Consider the following 15,519-nt stretch of genomic DNA (forward strand, 5'->3'; position numbering starts at 1 on the left):
CACCACCCCGCTCACACCAGGTACTGCGACAGGCCGCGCTTGACGAACCGCCCATCGCCCGGACGTCCGCGGTACTCGCCGCCGTCGACGATGACCCGGCCGCGCGAGATGACGGTGTCGACGTGCCCGTCGACCTCGAACCCCTCCCACGCCGAGTAGTCCATGTTCATGTGGTGGGTCTTGTCGAGCCCGATGGACGTGTGCCCGTTCGGGTCGTAGACGACGATGTCAGCATCCGCCCCAGGCTGGATCACGCCCTTTCGCCCGTACAGGCCGAACATCCGCGCCGGAGTCGTGCTGGTCAGCTCGACCCAGCGCTCCAGCGTCAAGTGCCCGGCGACCACCCCCTGATACATCAGGTTCATGCGGTGCTCGATCGACCCCATCCCGTTCGGGATGGCACGGAAGTCCGAGCGGCCGAGCTCTTTCTGATCCTTCATGCAGAACGGGCAGTGATCAGTCGACACCATCTGCAGGTCGTTGGTGCGCAGCGCCCGCCACATGTGATCCTGGTGGCCCTCGGCGCGCGAGCGCAGGGGAGTGGAGCACACCCACTTCGCGCCCTCGAAGGCTCCCCACTCGTCGCTCGTCGCCCCGAGCTGATCCTCCAGCGACAGGTACAGGTACTGCGGGCACGTCTCGCCGAAGACGTTCTTGCCGCGGTCGCGGGCGGTCGCGATCTGCTCCACGGCCTGCTTGGCGCTGACGTGCACGACGTACAGCGGGGCGCCGGCGACATCGGCCAGCATGATCGCCCTGTGCGTCGCCTCCTCTTCCATCTGCCACGCCCTGGCGATGCCGTGGTAGTACGGATCGGTCTTTCCCTGCGCGACCAGCTGCGCGGCGAGCACATCGATCGCGGGCCCGTTCTCGGCGTGCATCATCGTCATGAGGCCGGTGTCGGCAGAGACCTGCATAGCCTTGAGCACCTGCGCGTCATCGGAGTAGAACACGCCTGGATAGGCCATGAACAGCTTGAAGCTCGACACCCCCTCATCCAGCAGCCCGCGCATCGCGGCGAGCGAGTCATCGTCGACCCCGCCGATGATCTGATGGAAGCCGTAGTCGACCGCGCAGTTGCCTCCGGCGCGCTCGTGCCACTCGGCGAGGCTGTCCTGCACGCGCTCGCCCTGCCGCTGCACGACGAAGTCGATGATCGAGGTGGTGCCGCCCCAGGCCGCAGCGCGGGTGCCGGTCTCGAACGTGTCGGATGCCTCGGTGCCGCCGAACGGCATCTCCATGTGCGTGTGCGCATCGATCCCGCCGGGGATCACGTACTTGCCTGTCGCGTCGATGACGGTGTCGACGGTCGCCTTCAGGTCGCTGCCGAGCAGCTGCGAGCCAGGTTCCAGCACGGCGACGATCCGCTCGCCGTCGATGAGCACATCCGCCGGTGCACGGCCCGTGGCCCCGACGACCGTGCCGCCGGTGATCAGAGTGGTGGTCATGGCTCGACGATCCCTCCGTAGCTGTCCGGTCGGCGATCGCGGAAGAACTGCCAGTCGTCGCGCATCTGCTGCACCATGTCCATGTCGAGGTCGCGCAGCAGCACCTCCTCATGCGTGTCGCTGCCGCGCTCGCCGACGAAGTTGCCGCGCGGATCGATCACCTGGCTGGTGCCGTAGAAGCTCACGGCGTCCTCGCCGTACTCGTTGTCCTCGCGGCCGACGCGGTTCGGCTGCAGCACGAAGTAGCCATTGGCGACCGCAGCCGCAGGGCCCTCGACCTCCCACAGCCGGTTGCTGAGCCCTGGCTTGGTGGCGTTCGGGTTGAACACCATGTGCGCATCGTTCAGCCCCAGTTCGCGCCACCCTTCTGGGAAGTGCCGGTCATAGCAGATGTACATGCCGACCCGACCGACCGCGGTCTCCCAGACGGGGTAACCGAGGTTGCCGGGACGGAAGTAGAACTTCTCCCAGAACTTCTCGAGGTGCGGCAGATGGTGCTTGCGGTAGATGCCGAGGATGCTGCCGTCAGCATCCACCAGCACGGAGGTGTTGTAGTAGACGCCGGTCTGGGCCTCTTCGTAGATGGGCAGCACCATCACCATGCCGAGCTCTTTCGCGACCGACCGGAAGCGCTGCACGATCGGGCCGTCGGCGGCCTCGGCGAAGCGGTAATACTTCTGATCCTGCGTGATGCCGAAGTAGGGGCCGTAGAAGAGCTCCTGGAAGCTCATCACCTGCGCCCCGCCCGCTGCCGCATCGCGCGCGAACTGCTCATGCTTGTCGAGCATCGACTGCTTGTCACCGGTCCAGGTGGTCTGGCTGATGGCCGCTTTCACCGTCGTCATGGTCTCTCCGTCACGTCCTCGTGCCTGTTCAGCCCCGATAAGGGGCTTGTGTCCGGACACTAGAGCAGAGTCGTGAAAGGGGCAAGGGGTGCGCACCCGGAGCCCCTGCTCACGGCCGGGAGTAGCCTCGGTGCCAGGGAGGGACATATGACCGAATCCGAGGTTCAGGTGCGCCGCATCTACGACGCACCTGAGCGATCAGATGGCGCTCGCGTGCTGGTGGACCGGCTGTGGCCCCGCGGAATGAGCAAGGACAGCGCCGAGCTGACCGAGTGGTGCAAGGACATCGCCCCCTCGACCGAGCTGCGCAAGTGGTACGCACACGACCCCGAGAAGTTCGACGAGTTCGCCGCGCGCTATCGGGACGAGCTGCACGCCTCGCCGGCGGCGGAGGCCCTGGCGCACCTGCGCGCGCTCGTGTCCGACGGCGCCGTGACGCTGCTGACGGCGGCGAAGCGCGCAGACATCAGCGAGGCGACCGTTCTGCAGGAGCTGCTCACCGCGCCTGAGTGAGCACGAGCCGGCAGGTGTGCTCGGTGACGAACGGCTCGAGCGTCCGCACCCGCAGCGGCCCACCGCTCTGCCGAAGCACATCCTTCACTAGGCGCGCGTGCACACCGCACACGAGCGCCTTGTCGTCGTCGATCATCTCGTGATACCGGCACGGCGCCAGCTCGAACGTCAGTGTGCGCTCGTCGACGGTGGGGTCGAGCCCGGCGTCGTCGAGGTGCTCATAGAGCACGTCGAGCTGCCGCACCGCCGCCTCGTCCATCGGCACCGGGGCGGCGGCAGCCGCTGGAGCATGCGGCGAGGCGTGCCGTGAGGCGTGCCGTGAAGCATCGGCTGCGGCATCCGTCGCGGTGATCGTGCGCAGCATCCGACCGCGCATGCTCGCGCCGGCCACCCGCGCCTCGGCGACATCGCTGGTGTCGGCGTCGTTCACCGGGTGGAACACGATCGGCGGGCGCCCTCGTACGCCGACCTGCACCGTCTCGCTGCGGATGAGTCCCTCGTTCTCGAGCACGCGAAGGTGGTCGCGGACGGTGTTCAGCGGAATGCCGCACTCGTCGGCGAGTTCTGCCGCCCGGCGACCAGGCACACGCTGGATCGCCTGCAGCAGCTGCAGGCGGCGGGGCTGGGTCAACCCGCGGAAGTCGTGGGCACGGCGCGGCATGCCATGAGTGTAAGCAACCCGCAGGGGCCGGGGAACCTCCGGCAACCGGATAAAACCGGTGGAACGCGAGGCGCGGAATATCGGCTCAGGCCATGCTGGTGCACGCCAGACCGGCGCCAGAAGGGAAGTCCAGATGAAGCTCTCACCGGAGTCCGAAGCCATCGTCCGTGCCACCGCGGGCGTGGTCGCCGAGAACGCCGAGGCGATCACGAAGGTCTTCTACCCGGCGATGTTCGCCGCCCATCCCGAACTGCTGAACGTCTTCAACCGCGCCAATCAGGCCGTCGGCGAGCAGCCCAAGGCGCTCGCCGCATCGGTCGTCGCCTTCGCCGTGCAGCTGATCGACCCTGATGCCCCTGACTTCACGCCCGTGATGCGCCGCATCGCCCACAAGCACGTCTCGCTCGGCATTCAGGCCAGGCAGTACACGATCGTCGGACGCCACCTGCTCGACGCCGTCGGCACGGTGCTCGGCGATGCTGTCACCCCCGAAGTGCGCGCCGCATGGGACGAGGTGTACTGGCTGTTCGGCACCTCGCTGATCGCCGAGGAGGGCAAGCTGTACGCCGAGGGCGGCACCGATCCAGACGAGCCGTGGCGGCAGTACCGCGTCGTCGAGCGGCTCGAGGAGTCCGGCGAGGCGTTCTCGCTGGTGCTCGCGCCGGTGAGCGGCTCCGCCCCCGCGCATCACACCGGGCAATACGTCGCCATCGCCGTCGACCTGCCGGATGGCACGCGCCAGCCGCGGCAGTACACGATCTCGTCAGGCCCTCGCGGTGACTCGCTGCGGGTCACCGTCAAGCGCGTGTTCGGCGTCGGCGGCGCCCCCGACGGGCAGGTGTCGACCTGGCTGCACGAGAACGCCGAACCGGGCACGCTGCTGGATGTCTCGCAGCCGGCAGGCGACGTGGTGCTGGACGGCGGCGAGAACCCACTGGTGCTGGTCTCGGCCGGCATCGGCATCACCCCTGTCGCGGCGATCCTCGAGGATCTGTCGCGGCGCCAGCCGCAGCGCACTGTGCGACTGTTCCACGCCGACCGCACCCACGACACGCACGCGCTGTACGCCTCGCTGCGTCGCCAGGTGCTGGCGATGGATGACGCACGGGCACAGAACTGGTACGAATCGGATGCTGCGCAGGCACCGACCCTGCACCCGGCGCTGCCCGGCTACATGAACCTAGACGGCGTGGATCTACCCGAAGACGCCACCGTGTTCATGTGCGGCCCGCTGCCGTTCATGCAGTCCGCCCGCCGTGCGCTGATCGCCCGTGGCATACCCAGCGAGCGCATCCACTACGAGGTCTTCGGCCCTGACCTGTGGGCGCAGCAGCCCGACGCCGCAGCAGCCTGATCCCGGCGCGATGCCCCGGCCCCACGACGGTGCCGGGGCATCGCCCTGTCAGGAGTCGTTGTCGGCCGTCGTCTCGAACAGGTGCCCGCCGCGTGCCCGTGCCACGACGATGCCGCGCTGCGAGGTCGGGAACCGGTCGAGCATGGCGCGCAGCTCGTCGGCGTCGACGTCGGCGCCGAACGCCTCCGCTCCCGGTTCGAGCATGATCCCGGATGCCAGGAGGCCGGCGATCACGGGGTCGAAGCCCAGGGCGTCGACGAGTGCGGCGACCACCGCGAGATCCTCCGCCGCATCGCCCGCGATCGCGATCGCCTTGCGGTCAGGGGAGCCGGCAGGGTGTGCCTCGTCCTCAAGATCCTGGTACCCCATGTGGCCGAGGCCCTTCACGACCCGCGAGCGCGCCAGATGCTGTTGCACGAGCTCGCTGGTGGAGGTGCGCGGGTCGTCGAGATCGGGGCGTGCACCGTCGGCACCCCACCAGTAGTTCATGGCGTCGATGACCAGCCGGCCCGCCAGGGCGTCGGCCGGCAGCTCGCGGTACCGGCCCAGGGGGAGCGCCAGCACGATGGCATCCGATTCTGCGATGACGGATGCCGGCGCTGCCGCCTCAGCGCCGATCGCGGCCATCGGGCGAGCGATCAGCGTGGCGTCGCGCGACGTCGCGACCAGCACTCGCAACCCGGCGTCGGCAGCCAGTCGAGCCAGCACAGTCCCGAGGCGCCCTGCGCCGAGGATGCCGAGCGTGCGGATGGCCGGTGCGTGTCGTTCCACGCCGCCATCGTATGGGTTCCGCGGCGGAATGATCCGGCGCCGGCGCACGTTCGCCATCCCATGAGCTCATCGCGCGTCCTCGTCGAATCAGACGCCGTCCCGCCAGGGGATGGCGCCGCGCAGCGCGCGACGTTCCGAGACATGATCGCCTCCGATCCGCAGCGCCTGCGTCGACGCAGCATCTCACTGGGGGTGTCGCCGAGCGATGCCGACGACGTCGCGCAGAATGCCCTGTTGCGGGCGTGGCGCTCGATCGAGCAGCTGGAGACGCCAGGGGCCGGCGCGATGTGCTCGTGGCTCGACACAATCGCCCGCAACGCCGCGAACGACCTGGCGCGATCGCACGCCCGTCGACCGGCGGATGCCCTGGATGACGATGTCGCCGATGACACGAGCGTGGCGGAGGAGGTCGAGATGCGGCGGATCCTGGACGGCGCGCTGCAGGCGATCCAGGCGCTTCCAGCCGGTCTGCGCGAGCCGCTGCTGTTGAGCGTGGTCGACGGTCTCTCGACCGCTGAGATCGCCGACCGACTGGATGCGACACCCGCGGCGGTGCGCCAGCGGATCAGCAGGGCACGGAAGTCGCTCGACGTGTGCCGGCGATCAGGGATGTCCGAGCAGGCCTGAACCGCCGCTGCTGCGAGCGGCCAGGCCCGATCGGTGTGCCGTGCGGCTCAGGCGGTGCCGAACGGGTTGTCGATGACGTAGCGCCAGCCGTGCTCGTCGTCGCGGATGGCGACATCGGCGGTGGTGCCGGCGAGCGCGATCTGAGACCCGTCGGGGCCGGTGCCGGTGATGGTCCAGTCGGCGATCGCGAGGCCCGTGTCGCCGGTCTGGAAGACGTGGCGGACGGTCATCGTGATGGGCAGGTTCAGCGACAGGAACTGCGTGAGCGCTCCGCGCACCGCCTCGTCGCCCTGGACGGGCTGACCCGGTGCCGGCACGAAGACGACATCGGCGACGTTGAGCGCCATCAGACCGTCGAGATCGCGGGCGTTGAATCGATCGGCGAATGCGAGGTTGAGCTCGTTGAGTTCGGTGACGTTGTTCGACATGTGCTTCCTTCACTGTGGTGGGTGACCGTCGTGCGACCCTTCACAGAGAAAGACGCCCGCTCACGCGAAGTGTGACAAATCCGTCAGCCCAGATTTCCGGTGAGCCTGCCGTGGAATCGCGTCGAATGGTCATCGAGCCCTGAGAACTGCACCTCGATGCCGTGGTCGGCGTACTTCGCCTGCACCGAATCGAGGGCGGCGACGGTCGAGGCATCCCAGATCTGCGCCGCCGAGAAATCGACGGTGACGGACGCCGGGTCGTCGGCGTAGGCGAACTGCTCGACCAGATCGTTGCTGCTGCCGAAGAACAGCGGCCCGCGCACGGTGTAGACGACGGCGTCGCCTTCGACGGTGCGTGTGAGCGTGCGCCCGACCGTGACCACGTGCGCGACTCGTCGCGCGAAGAGCACCATCGCGAGCAGCACTCCCACTGCGACGCCGATCGCGAGGTTGCCGGTTGCCACGACGACCACCACGGTGACGACCATGACGGCCGTCTCGGACAGCGGCATCCGCTTGAGCGTCGACGGGCGGATGCTGTGCAGATTGATCGTCGAGACGGCGACCACCATCATCACGGCGGCAAGGGCCACCATCGGGATCTGCTCCATGACGTCGCTGAGCACGGTGACGAGCGTGAGCAGGAAGAGTCCGGCGACGAAGGTGGAGATGCGCGTGCGCGCCCTGCCCAGCTTCACGTTCACCACGGTCTGCCCGATCATCGCGCAGCCGGCAATGCCGCCCCAGAATCCGGCGAGGATGTTCGCCACTCCCAGCGCCCAGGACTCGCGGCCCTTATGCGAGCGCGTGTCGGTCAGGTCGTCGACGAGCTTCGCCGTGAGCAGCGTCTCCATGAGTCCGACGAAGGCGACGCTCAGCGCCGTCGGGCCGATGATGCCGAGCGTCTCGAGGTTCAGTGGCACGAGCAGGGGCGTGAGGCCGGGCAGCCCACCGGACACGGCGCCCTGATCGCCGACGGTAGGCACCGCCAGATGGGCGATCATCGTGATCGCTGTCACCACGACGATGGCCACCAGCGGAGCGGGCACGGCCTTGGTGAGCCGCGGCAGCCCGATCACGATCAGCAGGGTGAGCGCGAACAGTGGGTAGACCAGCCACGGCACGCCGAGCAGATGCGGAACCTGAGCTGCGAAGATCAGGATGCCCAGCGCGTTGACGAAGCCGATCATGACGGAACGCGGGATGAACCGCATCACGCGGGCCAGCCCCGTCACGCCGAACAGGATCTGCACGATGCCGGCAAGCACGACGGTGGGCAGCAGATACTCGGCTCCGTGCTCGCGCACCATCGGCGCGACCACCAGCGCCACCGCGCCGGCGGCCGCCGTGATCATGGCGGGTCGGCCGCCGAGGATCGACATCGAGATGGCGAGCACGACCGAGGCGATCAGGCTCACCTTCGGATCGACGCCGGCGATCACCGAGAACGAGATCACCTCGGGAATCAGCGCCAGAGTCGTGACGATGCCGGCCAGCACCTCAGTGGTCAGCAGCCGTGGCCGGCGGAGGGCCTGCAGAGTCGTGGGGGATGCGGTCACCGATCCACCCTATGGGAGCGCTGCCCAGGGTGGTGTCCCGTGCCGGCCCCTGGGCTCAGGCAGGCACTGTCACCCGCCGGCGCCGCGGAAGTCGATCCAGCTCGTCTTGGTCGTGGTGTACTGCGTGAGCGCCTGCACCCCCTTGTCGCGTCCGCTGCCGGTTCCCTTGACGCCGCCGAACGGCCGGTCGATGCCGAGGGCGTTGAAGTCATTGGCCCACACGATGCCGGCGTGCATCTCGCGGGTCATGCGGTGCGCGCGCCCGAGGCTGCCTGTCCACACCGAGGCCGCCAGCCCGTAGACGGTGTCGTTCGCCAGATGCAGCGCCTCGGCCTCATCACGGAACGTCGAGATCGTCAGCACCGGCCCGAAGACCTCCTGCTGCGCGATGGGCGACGCGTTGTCGACGTGGTCGACGATCGTCGGCGGCAGGTAGAAGCCACCGCGCACGGGTTCGACCGGCTCTCCGCCGGTGAGCAGGTCGCCAGAGCGGTTGGCGGTGAGCGTCGCGAGGATCCCGTCCAGCTGCGCCCGTGAGGCGATCGCGCCCATCTTCGTCGCCTCTGACAGCGGGTCGGCCGGCACCCAGGCTGCCGCGGCGGCCAGCACCTTCTCGACGACCTGATCGTGCACGCCCTCCTGCACGAGCAGGCGCGAGCCCGCCGTGCAGGCCTGGCCGGCGTTGTAGAGGATGCTGGCGGCGACCGTCTCGGCCAGCCGGTCGAGATCCTCCACATCCTCGAAGACCACCTGCGGCGACTTGCCACCTGCCTCGATCGCGACGGCCTTGCCGTTCGACGATGCGGCGTTCACCGCCACGCGTCGCCCGACGGCCGTCGAGCCGGTGAAGGTGACCTTGTCGACATCGGGATGCTGCGCCAGCGCCGCCCCGACCGTGGCGCCGCGCCCCGGTACGACGTTGAAGACGCCGTCCGGGATGCCGGCCTCGGCGGCCAGCCGCGCCAGGATCAGCGCAGGCAGCGTGGACAGCTCCGAGGGCTTGAGCACCACCGAGTTGCCGGTGGCCAGTGCCGGCGCGAACTTCCACGCGGCGATGATGATCGAGAAGTTCCACGGCACGATCGCCGCGATCACGCCCATCGGCTCCCTGGTCACCGTGAGCAGGGCGTGCTCTGGCGAGGGCAGCACCTCGTCGTGAACCTTGTCGATGGCATCCGCATACCAGCGGATGGCCTCGGCCGTCTCGTCCACCTCGGCGGTGAGCATCTGGGTGATGGGCTTGCCGACATCCAGGCTTTCGGCCAGGGCGAGCTCGTCCCGACTCTGCAGCACGAGTGCGGCGAACCGGCGCATGATCTCTGCACGTGCGCGCGGCTCGAGACGCCGCCAGCGGCCGTCGTCGAACGCCTTCCTGGCTGCGGCGACCGCAGCATCCGCAGCGGGTGCGCCCCCGTCCTCGAGTCTGGCGATCACCGCGCCGTCGCGCGGCGAGATGGTCTCGAACGCAGTCGCGCCGGCGATGGCGGTGAACGCGCCATCGATGAAGGCGCTGGTCTCGGGCATCCATCGCTCTGCCCTTGCCGGCCACGCAGCTGCGCTCATGCGTCTGCTCCTCTCACGAGATCCCGGTACCACTGGAACGACGCCTTCCTCGTTCGGGTCTGCGTCGCAAAATCGACGTGGACGATGCCGAAGCGCTGCGTGTACCCGGCCGCCCACTCGAAGTTGTCCATCAGCGACCACAGGTAATAACCGCGCACATCCACACCCGCATCGATCGCCTGCGCTGTCGCTGCCAAATGTTGCTGGATGTACGACAGGCGCTCTGGGTCGTCGCACACGCCGTCCCGCACGACATCGACGAACGCCGCGCCGTTCTCGGTGATCTCGATCGGCGGCACGGCGTCGCCGTAGCGGGCCTTCAGGCCGGTCAGCAGATCACGCAGCGCATCCGGGACGATCGGCCAGTCGAAGCCGGTGCGCTCGGCACTCACGCCACCGGCCCCGTCTTCGAACTGGCCGAGCGCGAACGGGAACGCGCCGTGCGGTGTCGGGATCGGGGGAGAGGGGCGGTAGAAGTTCACGCCGAGCACATCGATCGGCTGCGCGATGATCTGCAGGTCTCCATCGCGCACGAAGCGGTCGATCGGCGCGAAGTCGGCGATCTCGGCCGGGTACTCGCCGCGCAGCAGTGGGTCGGTGAACAGGTGGTTCACCCAGGCATCCCACTGCGGTCCGAGCGCCGAGTGCTCGAGGGCAGGGCGAGCCGGGGAGTAGTAGTTCGCGATGCCGATGGCAGCGTCCGTCTCGGCGCGCAGCGCCTGCACGCTCAGGCCGTGACCGAGCAGCAGATGGTGGGCGACCTGCGCGGCACCTGTCCCGAGCCGCAGGCCGGGCGCGTGCACGGCATGGATGTGCCCGTGCGACATGTGGTTGTACGGCTCATTGAGCGTGATCCAGGTGTCGACGCCGTCGATCTCGCGGGCGGCCACCGCCGCGAACTCGGCGAGTCGGTGCGCGGCGTCGCGGGTGGTCCAGCCGCCGCGGTCCTGCAGGCGCTGCGGCAGATCCCAGTGGAACACCGTCGCCATCGGGGCGATGTTCCGCTCGCGCAGTCCGTCGACGAGCCGGCGGTAGAAGTCGACTCCGGCGCGGTTCACGGTGGCGTCGTCGCCGGAGAGGATGCGGGTCCACGAGAGCGAGAACCGGTAGGCCTGCGCGCCGAGATCAGCCAGCAGATCGAGGTCCTCGTCCAGGCGGTGATAGTGATCGCAGGCGAGGTCGGCGGTGTGCCCGTCGCGGATCGCGCCAGGCAGCGTGCTGAACGTGTCCCAGATGCTCGGGGTGCGGCCGTCCGCCGTGAGCGCCCCCTCGATCTGGAATGCGGCTGTGGCGGTGCCGAATCGGAAATCGGCAGGGAAGTCGGATCGTCGCGGGACGGGTGTGTGCGGTTTGGTCACAGTGCGTCCTTCTCGGTCGGCGAGGTGGTGGCGATCGGAGAAGTGGTGGCGATCGGGGCGAGCCGCGTGTCGAACACGACAGTGCCGTCGAGGTGCCGGGTGGTGAGGACGAGCTCGCCGTCGCCGGTGCTGATCTCGGTCCAGGTCGCGGCCTCGGCGTTCTTCGGCGATGGGTGGGGCCCGCCTGCCACGAGCTGCGCGTACGGGAACTCGGCTGTGGCTTCGAGGAACGCCGGCTCATGAGTGTGGCCCGAGATGACCAGCTGGGCGCCCCACTCGGCGAGCGCGTCGTGCCAGGCGTCGCGGCTCATCCGGCTGAACCAGTCGTAGCCGCCGCGGTCGTAGTCGGCCGGCGTCTCGTCGATCCACCGCAGCGGGATGTGGCAGAACACGATCCGGTACGGCGCATCACGGATCTCGGGGCGGGCGGTCGCGTCGCGCAGCCACTCCGCCTGCTCGGCACGCAGCGGCTCGAACGCGACCCTGCCCTTGAAGGTGGGGTGGTCGTCGGGCTTGTCCTCGCCGGTGTGCAACTGCACGAAGGCGACGGGGCCGATGCGCGCGGCCGAGTACGGTCGCTGCTCCGGCATCGCGACGTACTCTGCGAGCTGGTACGCCCACGTGCCCCGCACGTCATGGTTGCCGAGCACGATCGACAGCGGACGGCCATCGCTGATGTCGAGTCCCTCCGGAGCCAGCACCGTGCGGGTGAAGGCGTCCTCCTTCTTCCAGTCGTTGCAGAGGTCGCCATTCCACAGCAGCATGTCGACGGGCGGGGTCACCTCGTCGAGCTTCCGCAGCGTCGCACCTCGTTCGTGCGTGTCGTTCCACACCGCGATGTGCGCGCCGTCGGCATCCGGGTCCAGCGTGCGCACCTGCTTCCACTCGCTCTCGTGACGCGCGGAGGGGCCGGCGATCGCCTCGGTGACGGCGCGGAATCGGATGCTGTCGCCGGCGGCGAAGCCGCCGAGCCTGACCCGAAGCACGCGATCGCTCTGGGGGGTCAGGCCGAAGGCATCCGCTCGCGCCACGCCGCTCGCATCGCCACTGTGCCATTCGATCCACCCGCGACTGAGACGCTCCACGCCCCAGACGATCTCGAAGCCGTCAGCGCGGGGCGCCATCACGACGGGTGGGCTGGTCACAGGCTTCTTGCGGGTCATCGGCGATCCTTTTCAGTGGGGGAGACGGGGGAGAGGTCGAGCGTGAAGCGGTACCGCAGGTCGTCATCGAACCACATGCGGAAGTTCGTGCCCCACATGTTGTTGTGCAGGTTCACGAACAGCCCGTCGTCCGGTTCGGCGATGAGGTTCTCGAAGCGGAACAGGCGCGGCGCGCCCACGGCGACGAGCGGGGCATCCCGGGTGTGCAGGGCGAAGCCCGTGCTGTGCGTCAGGGCTGAGACGGCGTGCAGGCTGCGGTTGCCGTTGCGGACGACCCGCTGCGGGTCGACAGGGGTGCCGAGCTTGTGCATCCGCCAGTCGCCCTCACCGGTGCGCGGCCGGAATCCGAACCAGCTGGCTTCGGGCAGGCGCGAGGCATCGCGGCCGGTCACGTCGAGGACGACCTCGATGCGACCTGTGCCTGTGGAATCGGTGGCTGTGAAGCAGTACTCGATGCGGAGGTTCCTGGGAGCGCCCCACAACGAGCTGGCAGCATCGGGCATCGTCAGCCGCACCTCGACGATCGCCTCGCCGTCGACGTCGCGGCGGGAGATCGATGCGAGCTGCGGTTCGAACACCTGCGCTGGTTGGGTCTCGGCGATCGCTAGCCCAGGCTTGGTCTGGTCTGGCACTGCCCAGAACGCCGTCTCGTCGAACCGGCGCACGTACTGCTGCACCCAGAGCTGCTCATCGTGCTCGTCGAAGGTCTGGTACCGGAAGGCGCCCAACCGATGGTCATCATCCGCCCAGTCGGCGCCGCTGTCGTCGATCAGCGAGACGATCGCGCCATCGGAGCCGAAGCGCACGCGCCAGGGGCCGAGCTCGTGCACGGCGGCCGGGTCGAGAGGAGTCGCGTAGAGCGGCGTCGCGCCGTCATCGGCGGTGGATGCCGGGAGCAGCTCCGCCAAGGCAGCCGCGGCAGCCTTCGCGCGAGACGGCTCGAGGGCAGCGACGGCCCGGTCGATGTAGGACCGCTGCTCCGCCCAGGAGGACTCGAACTGCGAATAGCTCAGCTCGTGGGACGGGTGCTCGCTGTACGCCCATGCATAGATGTCGAACTCGGCGGGGTTCAGCGCCGGGTCGATGACATCGCGCCGGCGGGCGGCGGTGAAATCGTGCTTGGCGTAGTTCACGTAGTCGGGCAGCCAGGTCTTCAGATCCTGCCCCCAGGTGTGCTCGGCGACGAGCAGGAGTGCATCGCCGAAGCCGATCGCCTCGTCACTGCGCGGGTCGAGCTCGCGGGCGGCGATCCAGTCGGCGCGCAGCGCCAGCAGCCGCTTGAGCTGTGCGGTCAGCAGCGGGTCGCTGCCCACCCCGTGGATCCACGAGTCCGCGATCTCGTCGGTGAGCACGGGGAGGGTGTCGCGGTAGCGCAGCACGGCGCCGGCGAAGTCGTCGAGAGTGGATGCCACGATCCGGGCATCCGGATGCGCCTCGGCCAGCTGCGCGAACAGGTCTTCGACGTCTTCGGCGCTGGGAGGGCCCATGTTGTCGCCGGTGTGCGCGAGGTGCAGGGCGTCGGTGCCGCCTGGCGCGATCGCCAGCTCGAGACCCTCTGCGCCGTAGCCGTGCGAGTAGTTCACGACGACCTCGCTGCCGTCAGGCGCGACCCAGCGGAAGAACTCCGGCACCTCGGGCACGGCAGAGGCGCCGTTGACGCCGAGATGCAGGTACTCGACGCCGGCGGATGCCAGTGCCGGCACGATCCCGATGGTGTGGCCAGGCACGTCCGTCATCTTGGCTGCCACGGTGCGCACGCCGAACCGCTCGTCAAGACGGTGCGAGATCGCGAGGCCGTGGTCGAACAGCGAGCGGTCCATCACCTCACAGTGCAGGGTCATCGGCAGGGCGTGCCAGCGCACGTGCCCGGCGCGGATCGCCGCCTCGACCTGTGCTCTGGCATCCTCGTCGCTCGATTGCAGCGCCTCGTGGATGAGCCATGAGCCGGTGGTCCACACGAAGCGCGCCAGGCCACCGCGACGCTGCAGCTCTTCAGCCAGGGCGATCGCCCCAGGCAGATACGAGGTGAGGTACCGCTCGGTGACCCTGGTCGCGAGGTCGGTGAAGCCGATGTCGAGGTGAGTCTTGAAGACGACGTGGATCGTCGAGATCATGCGGTGGCTCCTTTGCCAGGGCGGCGCAGATGGGCTGTCAGGATTAATGCCAAACGGCGCTTGCTTTTGGTTTACGTAAACATTACGCTGATCTCGATCGAGTTGGCAACGTAAACATTCACGAGGAAGTGACGTCGTTATGACGCAGATGGCAATAGCTGCCCCCAGACCAAGACGGCGGATCCGCCGTGACTGGGCGGGATGGATCTTCGTCGGGCCGTTCATGGCGGTGTTCGCCCTCGTGCTCATCGCGCCGCTGATCTACGCGATCTACCTCAGCCTGTGGCGCGAGACGCTGATCGGCGGAGTCTCGTTCGTCGGGCTGGAGAATTATGTCAAGGCGCTGGAGGACCCGAAGTTCTGGGAGGCGCTGGCCAGGGTCACGGTCTTCCTGCTGATCCAGGTGCCGATCATGCTGGCGATCGCGCTGTTCGCCGCCCTCGCCCTGGACAGTGCGCGGCTGCGCTGGGTGCCGCTGTTCCGGCTCTCGATCTTCCTGCCCTACGCGGTGCCCGGCGTCGTCGCCGTGATGATCTGGGGATACATGTACGGGGCGCAGTTCGGCCTCGTCGCCGACATCAACAACTGGCTCGGCATCAAGATCCCCGAGCCCCTGTCGAGCAGCTGGATCATGGTCGCGATCGGCAACATCGTCACCTGGGAGTTCGTCGGCTACAACATGCTCGTCTTCTACGCGGGGCTGAAGGCCATCCCGCAGGAGCTGTACGAAGCAGCCGAGATCGATGGGGCAGGGGCCATCCGCACCATCTTCAGCATCAAGCTTCCCGGTATCCGCGGAGCGATGATCATCGCGACGCTCTTCTCGATCATCGGCAGCTTCCAGCTGTTCAACGAGCCGCAGATGCTGGCCTCGCTGGTGCCGAACCAGATCTCCAGCTACTTCACCCCGAACATCTACGCCTTCAACCTGTCGTTCTCGGGCTCGATGTTCAACTACGCCGCGGCCATCGCGATCCTCTCCGGCATCATCACCATGGTCGTCGCCTTCATCGCGCAGAACCCCGAGGGGCTGTTCACCCGCAAGCGCAAGGCGAACTCGCTCGAGGAGGAGCAGGCATGACCGCCACCGAACTACTGGTCACCCCCGGCCGCCG

The 15,519-nt window shown here is 68.3% G+C and carries 14 protein-coding genes; 4 read left to right on the forward strand and 10 right to left on the reverse strand.

Features of this window, described 5'->3' with window-relative positions:
* Window positions 1-11: 11 nt before the first annotated feature.
* The gene (hydA, locus tag MNR00_RS06370) at window positions 12-1,448 is read right to left on the reverse strand and encodes a dihydropyrimidinase (protein WP_241928314.1); all 1,437 of its coding nucleotides are present in this window, start codon (window positions 1,446-1,448) and stop codon (window positions 12-14) included.
* Window positions 1,445-2,293, reverse strand: a complete 849-nt coding sequence (locus MNR00_RS06375) for a nitrilase-related carbon-nitrogen hydrolase (protein ID WP_241928315.1) — start codon at window positions 2,291-2,293, stop codon at window positions 1,445-1,447. The genes hydA and MNR00_RS06375 overlap by 4 nt, the downstream gene beginning before the upstream one ends.
* Window positions 2,294-2,440: 147 nt before the next feature.
* Here MNR00_RS06375 and MNR00_RS06380 point away from each other — a divergent pair, with 147 nt between their 5' ends.
* The gene (locus tag MNR00_RS06380; protein WP_241928316.1) at window positions 2,441-2,806 is read left to right on the forward strand and encodes a DUF488 family protein; all 366 of its coding nucleotides are present in this window, start codon (window positions 2,441-2,443) and stop codon (window positions 2,804-2,806) included.
* Here MNR00_RS06380 and MNR00_RS06385 read toward each other — a convergent pair.
* Window positions 2,790-3,467, reverse strand: coding sequence for a helix-turn-helix domain-containing protein (locus MNR00_RS06385; RefSeq protein ID WP_241928317.1), 678 nt, complete (start codon window positions 3,465-3,467; stop codon window positions 2,790-2,792). The genes MNR00_RS06380 and MNR00_RS06385 overlap by 17 nt on opposite strands.
* A 133-nt stretch (window positions 3,468-3,600) precedes the next feature.
* On the opposite strand from MNR00_RS06385, the gene MNR00_RS06390 reads away from it, so the two are divergent.
* Entirely contained in the window at window positions 3,601-4,821 is a 1,221-nt protein-coding gene (locus tag MNR00_RS06390) for a globin domain-containing protein (RefSeq protein WP_241928318.1), read from the forward strand.
* 48 nt (window positions 4,822-4,869) lie between these two features.
* Here the strand turns inward: MNR00_RS06390 and MNR00_RS06395 are convergent, their stop codons facing one another.
* Complete coding sequence (locus tag MNR00_RS06395; RefSeq protein WP_241928319.1) at window positions 4,870-5,592, reverse strand: NAD(P)-binding domain-containing protein; 723 nt, start codon at window positions 5,590-5,592, stop codon at window positions 4,870-4,872.
* Window positions 5,593-5,652: 60 nt separating this feature from the next.
* Here MNR00_RS06395 and MNR00_RS06400 point away from each other — a divergent pair, with 60 nt between their 5' ends.
* A complete protein-coding gene (locus MNR00_RS06400) occupies window positions 5,653-6,219 on the forward strand; it encodes an RNA polymerase sigma factor (protein WP_241928320.1) in 567 nt (188 codons plus the stop codon).
* A gap of 47 nt (window positions 6,220-6,266) precedes the next feature.
* On the opposite strand, the gene MNR00_RS06405 is transcribed toward MNR00_RS06400, so the two are convergent.
* The 6 genes from MNR00_RS06405 to MNR00_RS06430 form a co-directional block, all read right to left on the reverse strand.
* On the reverse strand, window positions 6,267-6,647 hold the full coding sequence (locus tag MNR00_RS06405) for a nuclear transport factor 2 family protein (RefSeq protein WP_241928321.1): 381 nt from the start codon (window positions 6,645-6,647) through the stop codon (window positions 6,267-6,269).
* A gap of 83 nt (window positions 6,648-6,730) precedes the next feature.
* The gene (locus tag MNR00_RS06410) at window positions 6,731-8,206 is read right to left on the reverse strand and encodes a SulP family inorganic anion transporter (protein WP_241928322.1); all 1,476 of its coding nucleotides are present in this window, start codon (window positions 8,204-8,206) and stop codon (window positions 6,731-6,733) included.
* Between the two features lie 69 nt (window positions 8,207-8,275).
* Entirely contained in the window at window positions 8,276-9,769 is a 1,494-nt protein-coding gene (locus MNR00_RS06415) for an aldehyde dehydrogenase family protein (protein WP_241928323.1), read from the reverse strand.
* A complete protein-coding gene (locus MNR00_RS06420; protein WP_241928324.1) occupies window positions 9,766-11,127 on the reverse strand; it encodes a GH1 family beta-glucosidase in 1,362 nt (453 codons plus the stop codon). The genes MNR00_RS06415 and MNR00_RS06420 overlap by 4 nt, the downstream gene beginning before the upstream one ends.
* On the reverse strand, window positions 11,124-12,290 hold the full coding sequence (locus tag MNR00_RS06425; protein WP_241928325.1) for a metallophosphoesterase: 1,167 nt from the start codon (window positions 12,288-12,290) through the stop codon (window positions 11,124-11,126). Before MNR00_RS06425 ends, MNR00_RS06420 begins: the two co-directional genes overlap by 4 nt.
* Window positions 12,287-14,404, reverse strand: a complete 2,118-nt coding sequence (locus tag MNR00_RS06430) for a DUF5054 domain-containing protein (protein WP_241928326.1) — start codon at window positions 14,402-14,404, stop codon at window positions 12,287-12,289. The genes MNR00_RS06425 and MNR00_RS06430 overlap by 4 nt, the downstream gene beginning before the upstream one ends.
* Window positions 14,405-14,543: 139 nt before the next feature.
* Between MNR00_RS06430 and MNR00_RS06435 the strand changes: the two genes are divergently transcribed.
* Window positions 14,544-15,485, forward strand: coding sequence for a sugar ABC transporter permease (locus MNR00_RS06435; protein WP_241928327.1), 942 nt, complete (start codon window positions 14,544-14,546; stop codon window positions 15,483-15,485).
* The last annotated feature ends 34 nt before the right edge of the window (window positions 15,486-15,519 follow it).

The organism is Microbacterium sp. H1-D42, from assembly GCF_022637555.1.
Lineage (GTDB): Bacteria > Actinomycetota > Actinomycetes > Actinomycetales > Microbacteriaceae > Microbacterium.

What these genes read in the sequence shown, in the direction of transcription:
- MNR00_RS06385 (WP_241928317.1), bottom strand. Translation starts at nt 3,467, where the DNA reads ATGCCGCGCCGTGCCCACGACTTCCGCGGGTTGACCCAGCCCCGCCGC.
- MNR00_RS06380 (WP_241928316.1), top strand. Translation starts at nt 2,441, where the DNA reads ATGACCGAATCCGAGGTTCAGGTGCGCCGCATCTACGACGCACCTGAG.
- MNR00_RS06435 (WP_241928327.1), top strand. Translation starts at nt 14,544, where the DNA reads ATGACGCAGATGGCAATAGCTGCCCCCAGACCAAGACGGCGGATCCGC.
- MNR00_RS06425 (WP_241928325.1), bottom strand. Translation starts at nt 12,290, where the DNA reads ATGACCCGCAAGAAGCCTGTGACCAGCCCACCCGTCGTGATGGCGCCC.
- MNR00_RS06405 (WP_241928321.1), bottom strand. Translation starts at nt 6,647, where the DNA reads ATGTCGAACAACGTCACCGAACTCAACGAGCTCAACCTCGCATTCGCC.
- MNR00_RS06375 (WP_241928315.1), bottom strand. Translation starts at nt 2,293, where the DNA reads ATGACGACGGTGAAAGCGGCCATCAGCCAGACCACCTGGACCGGTGAC.
- hydA (WP_241928314.1), bottom strand. Translation starts at nt 1,448, where the DNA reads ATGACCACCACTCTGATCACCGGCGGCACGGTCGTCGGGGCCACGGGC.
- MNR00_RS06415 (WP_241928323.1), bottom strand. Translation starts at nt 9,769, where the DNA reads ATGAGCGCAGCTGCGTGGCCGGCAAGGGCAGAGCGATGGATGCCCGAG.
- MNR00_RS06400 (WP_241928320.1), top strand. Translation starts at nt 5,653, where the DNA reads ATGAGCTCATCGCGCGTCCTCGTCGAATCAGACGCCGTCCCGCCAGGG.
- MNR00_RS06390 (WP_241928318.1), top strand. Translation starts at nt 3,601, where the DNA reads ATGAAGCTCTCACCGGAGTCCGAAGCCATCGTCCGTGCCACCGCGGGC.
- MNR00_RS06430 (WP_241928326.1), bottom strand. Translation starts at nt 14,404, where the DNA reads ATGATCTCGACGATCCACGTCGTCTTCAAGACTCACCTCGACATCGGC.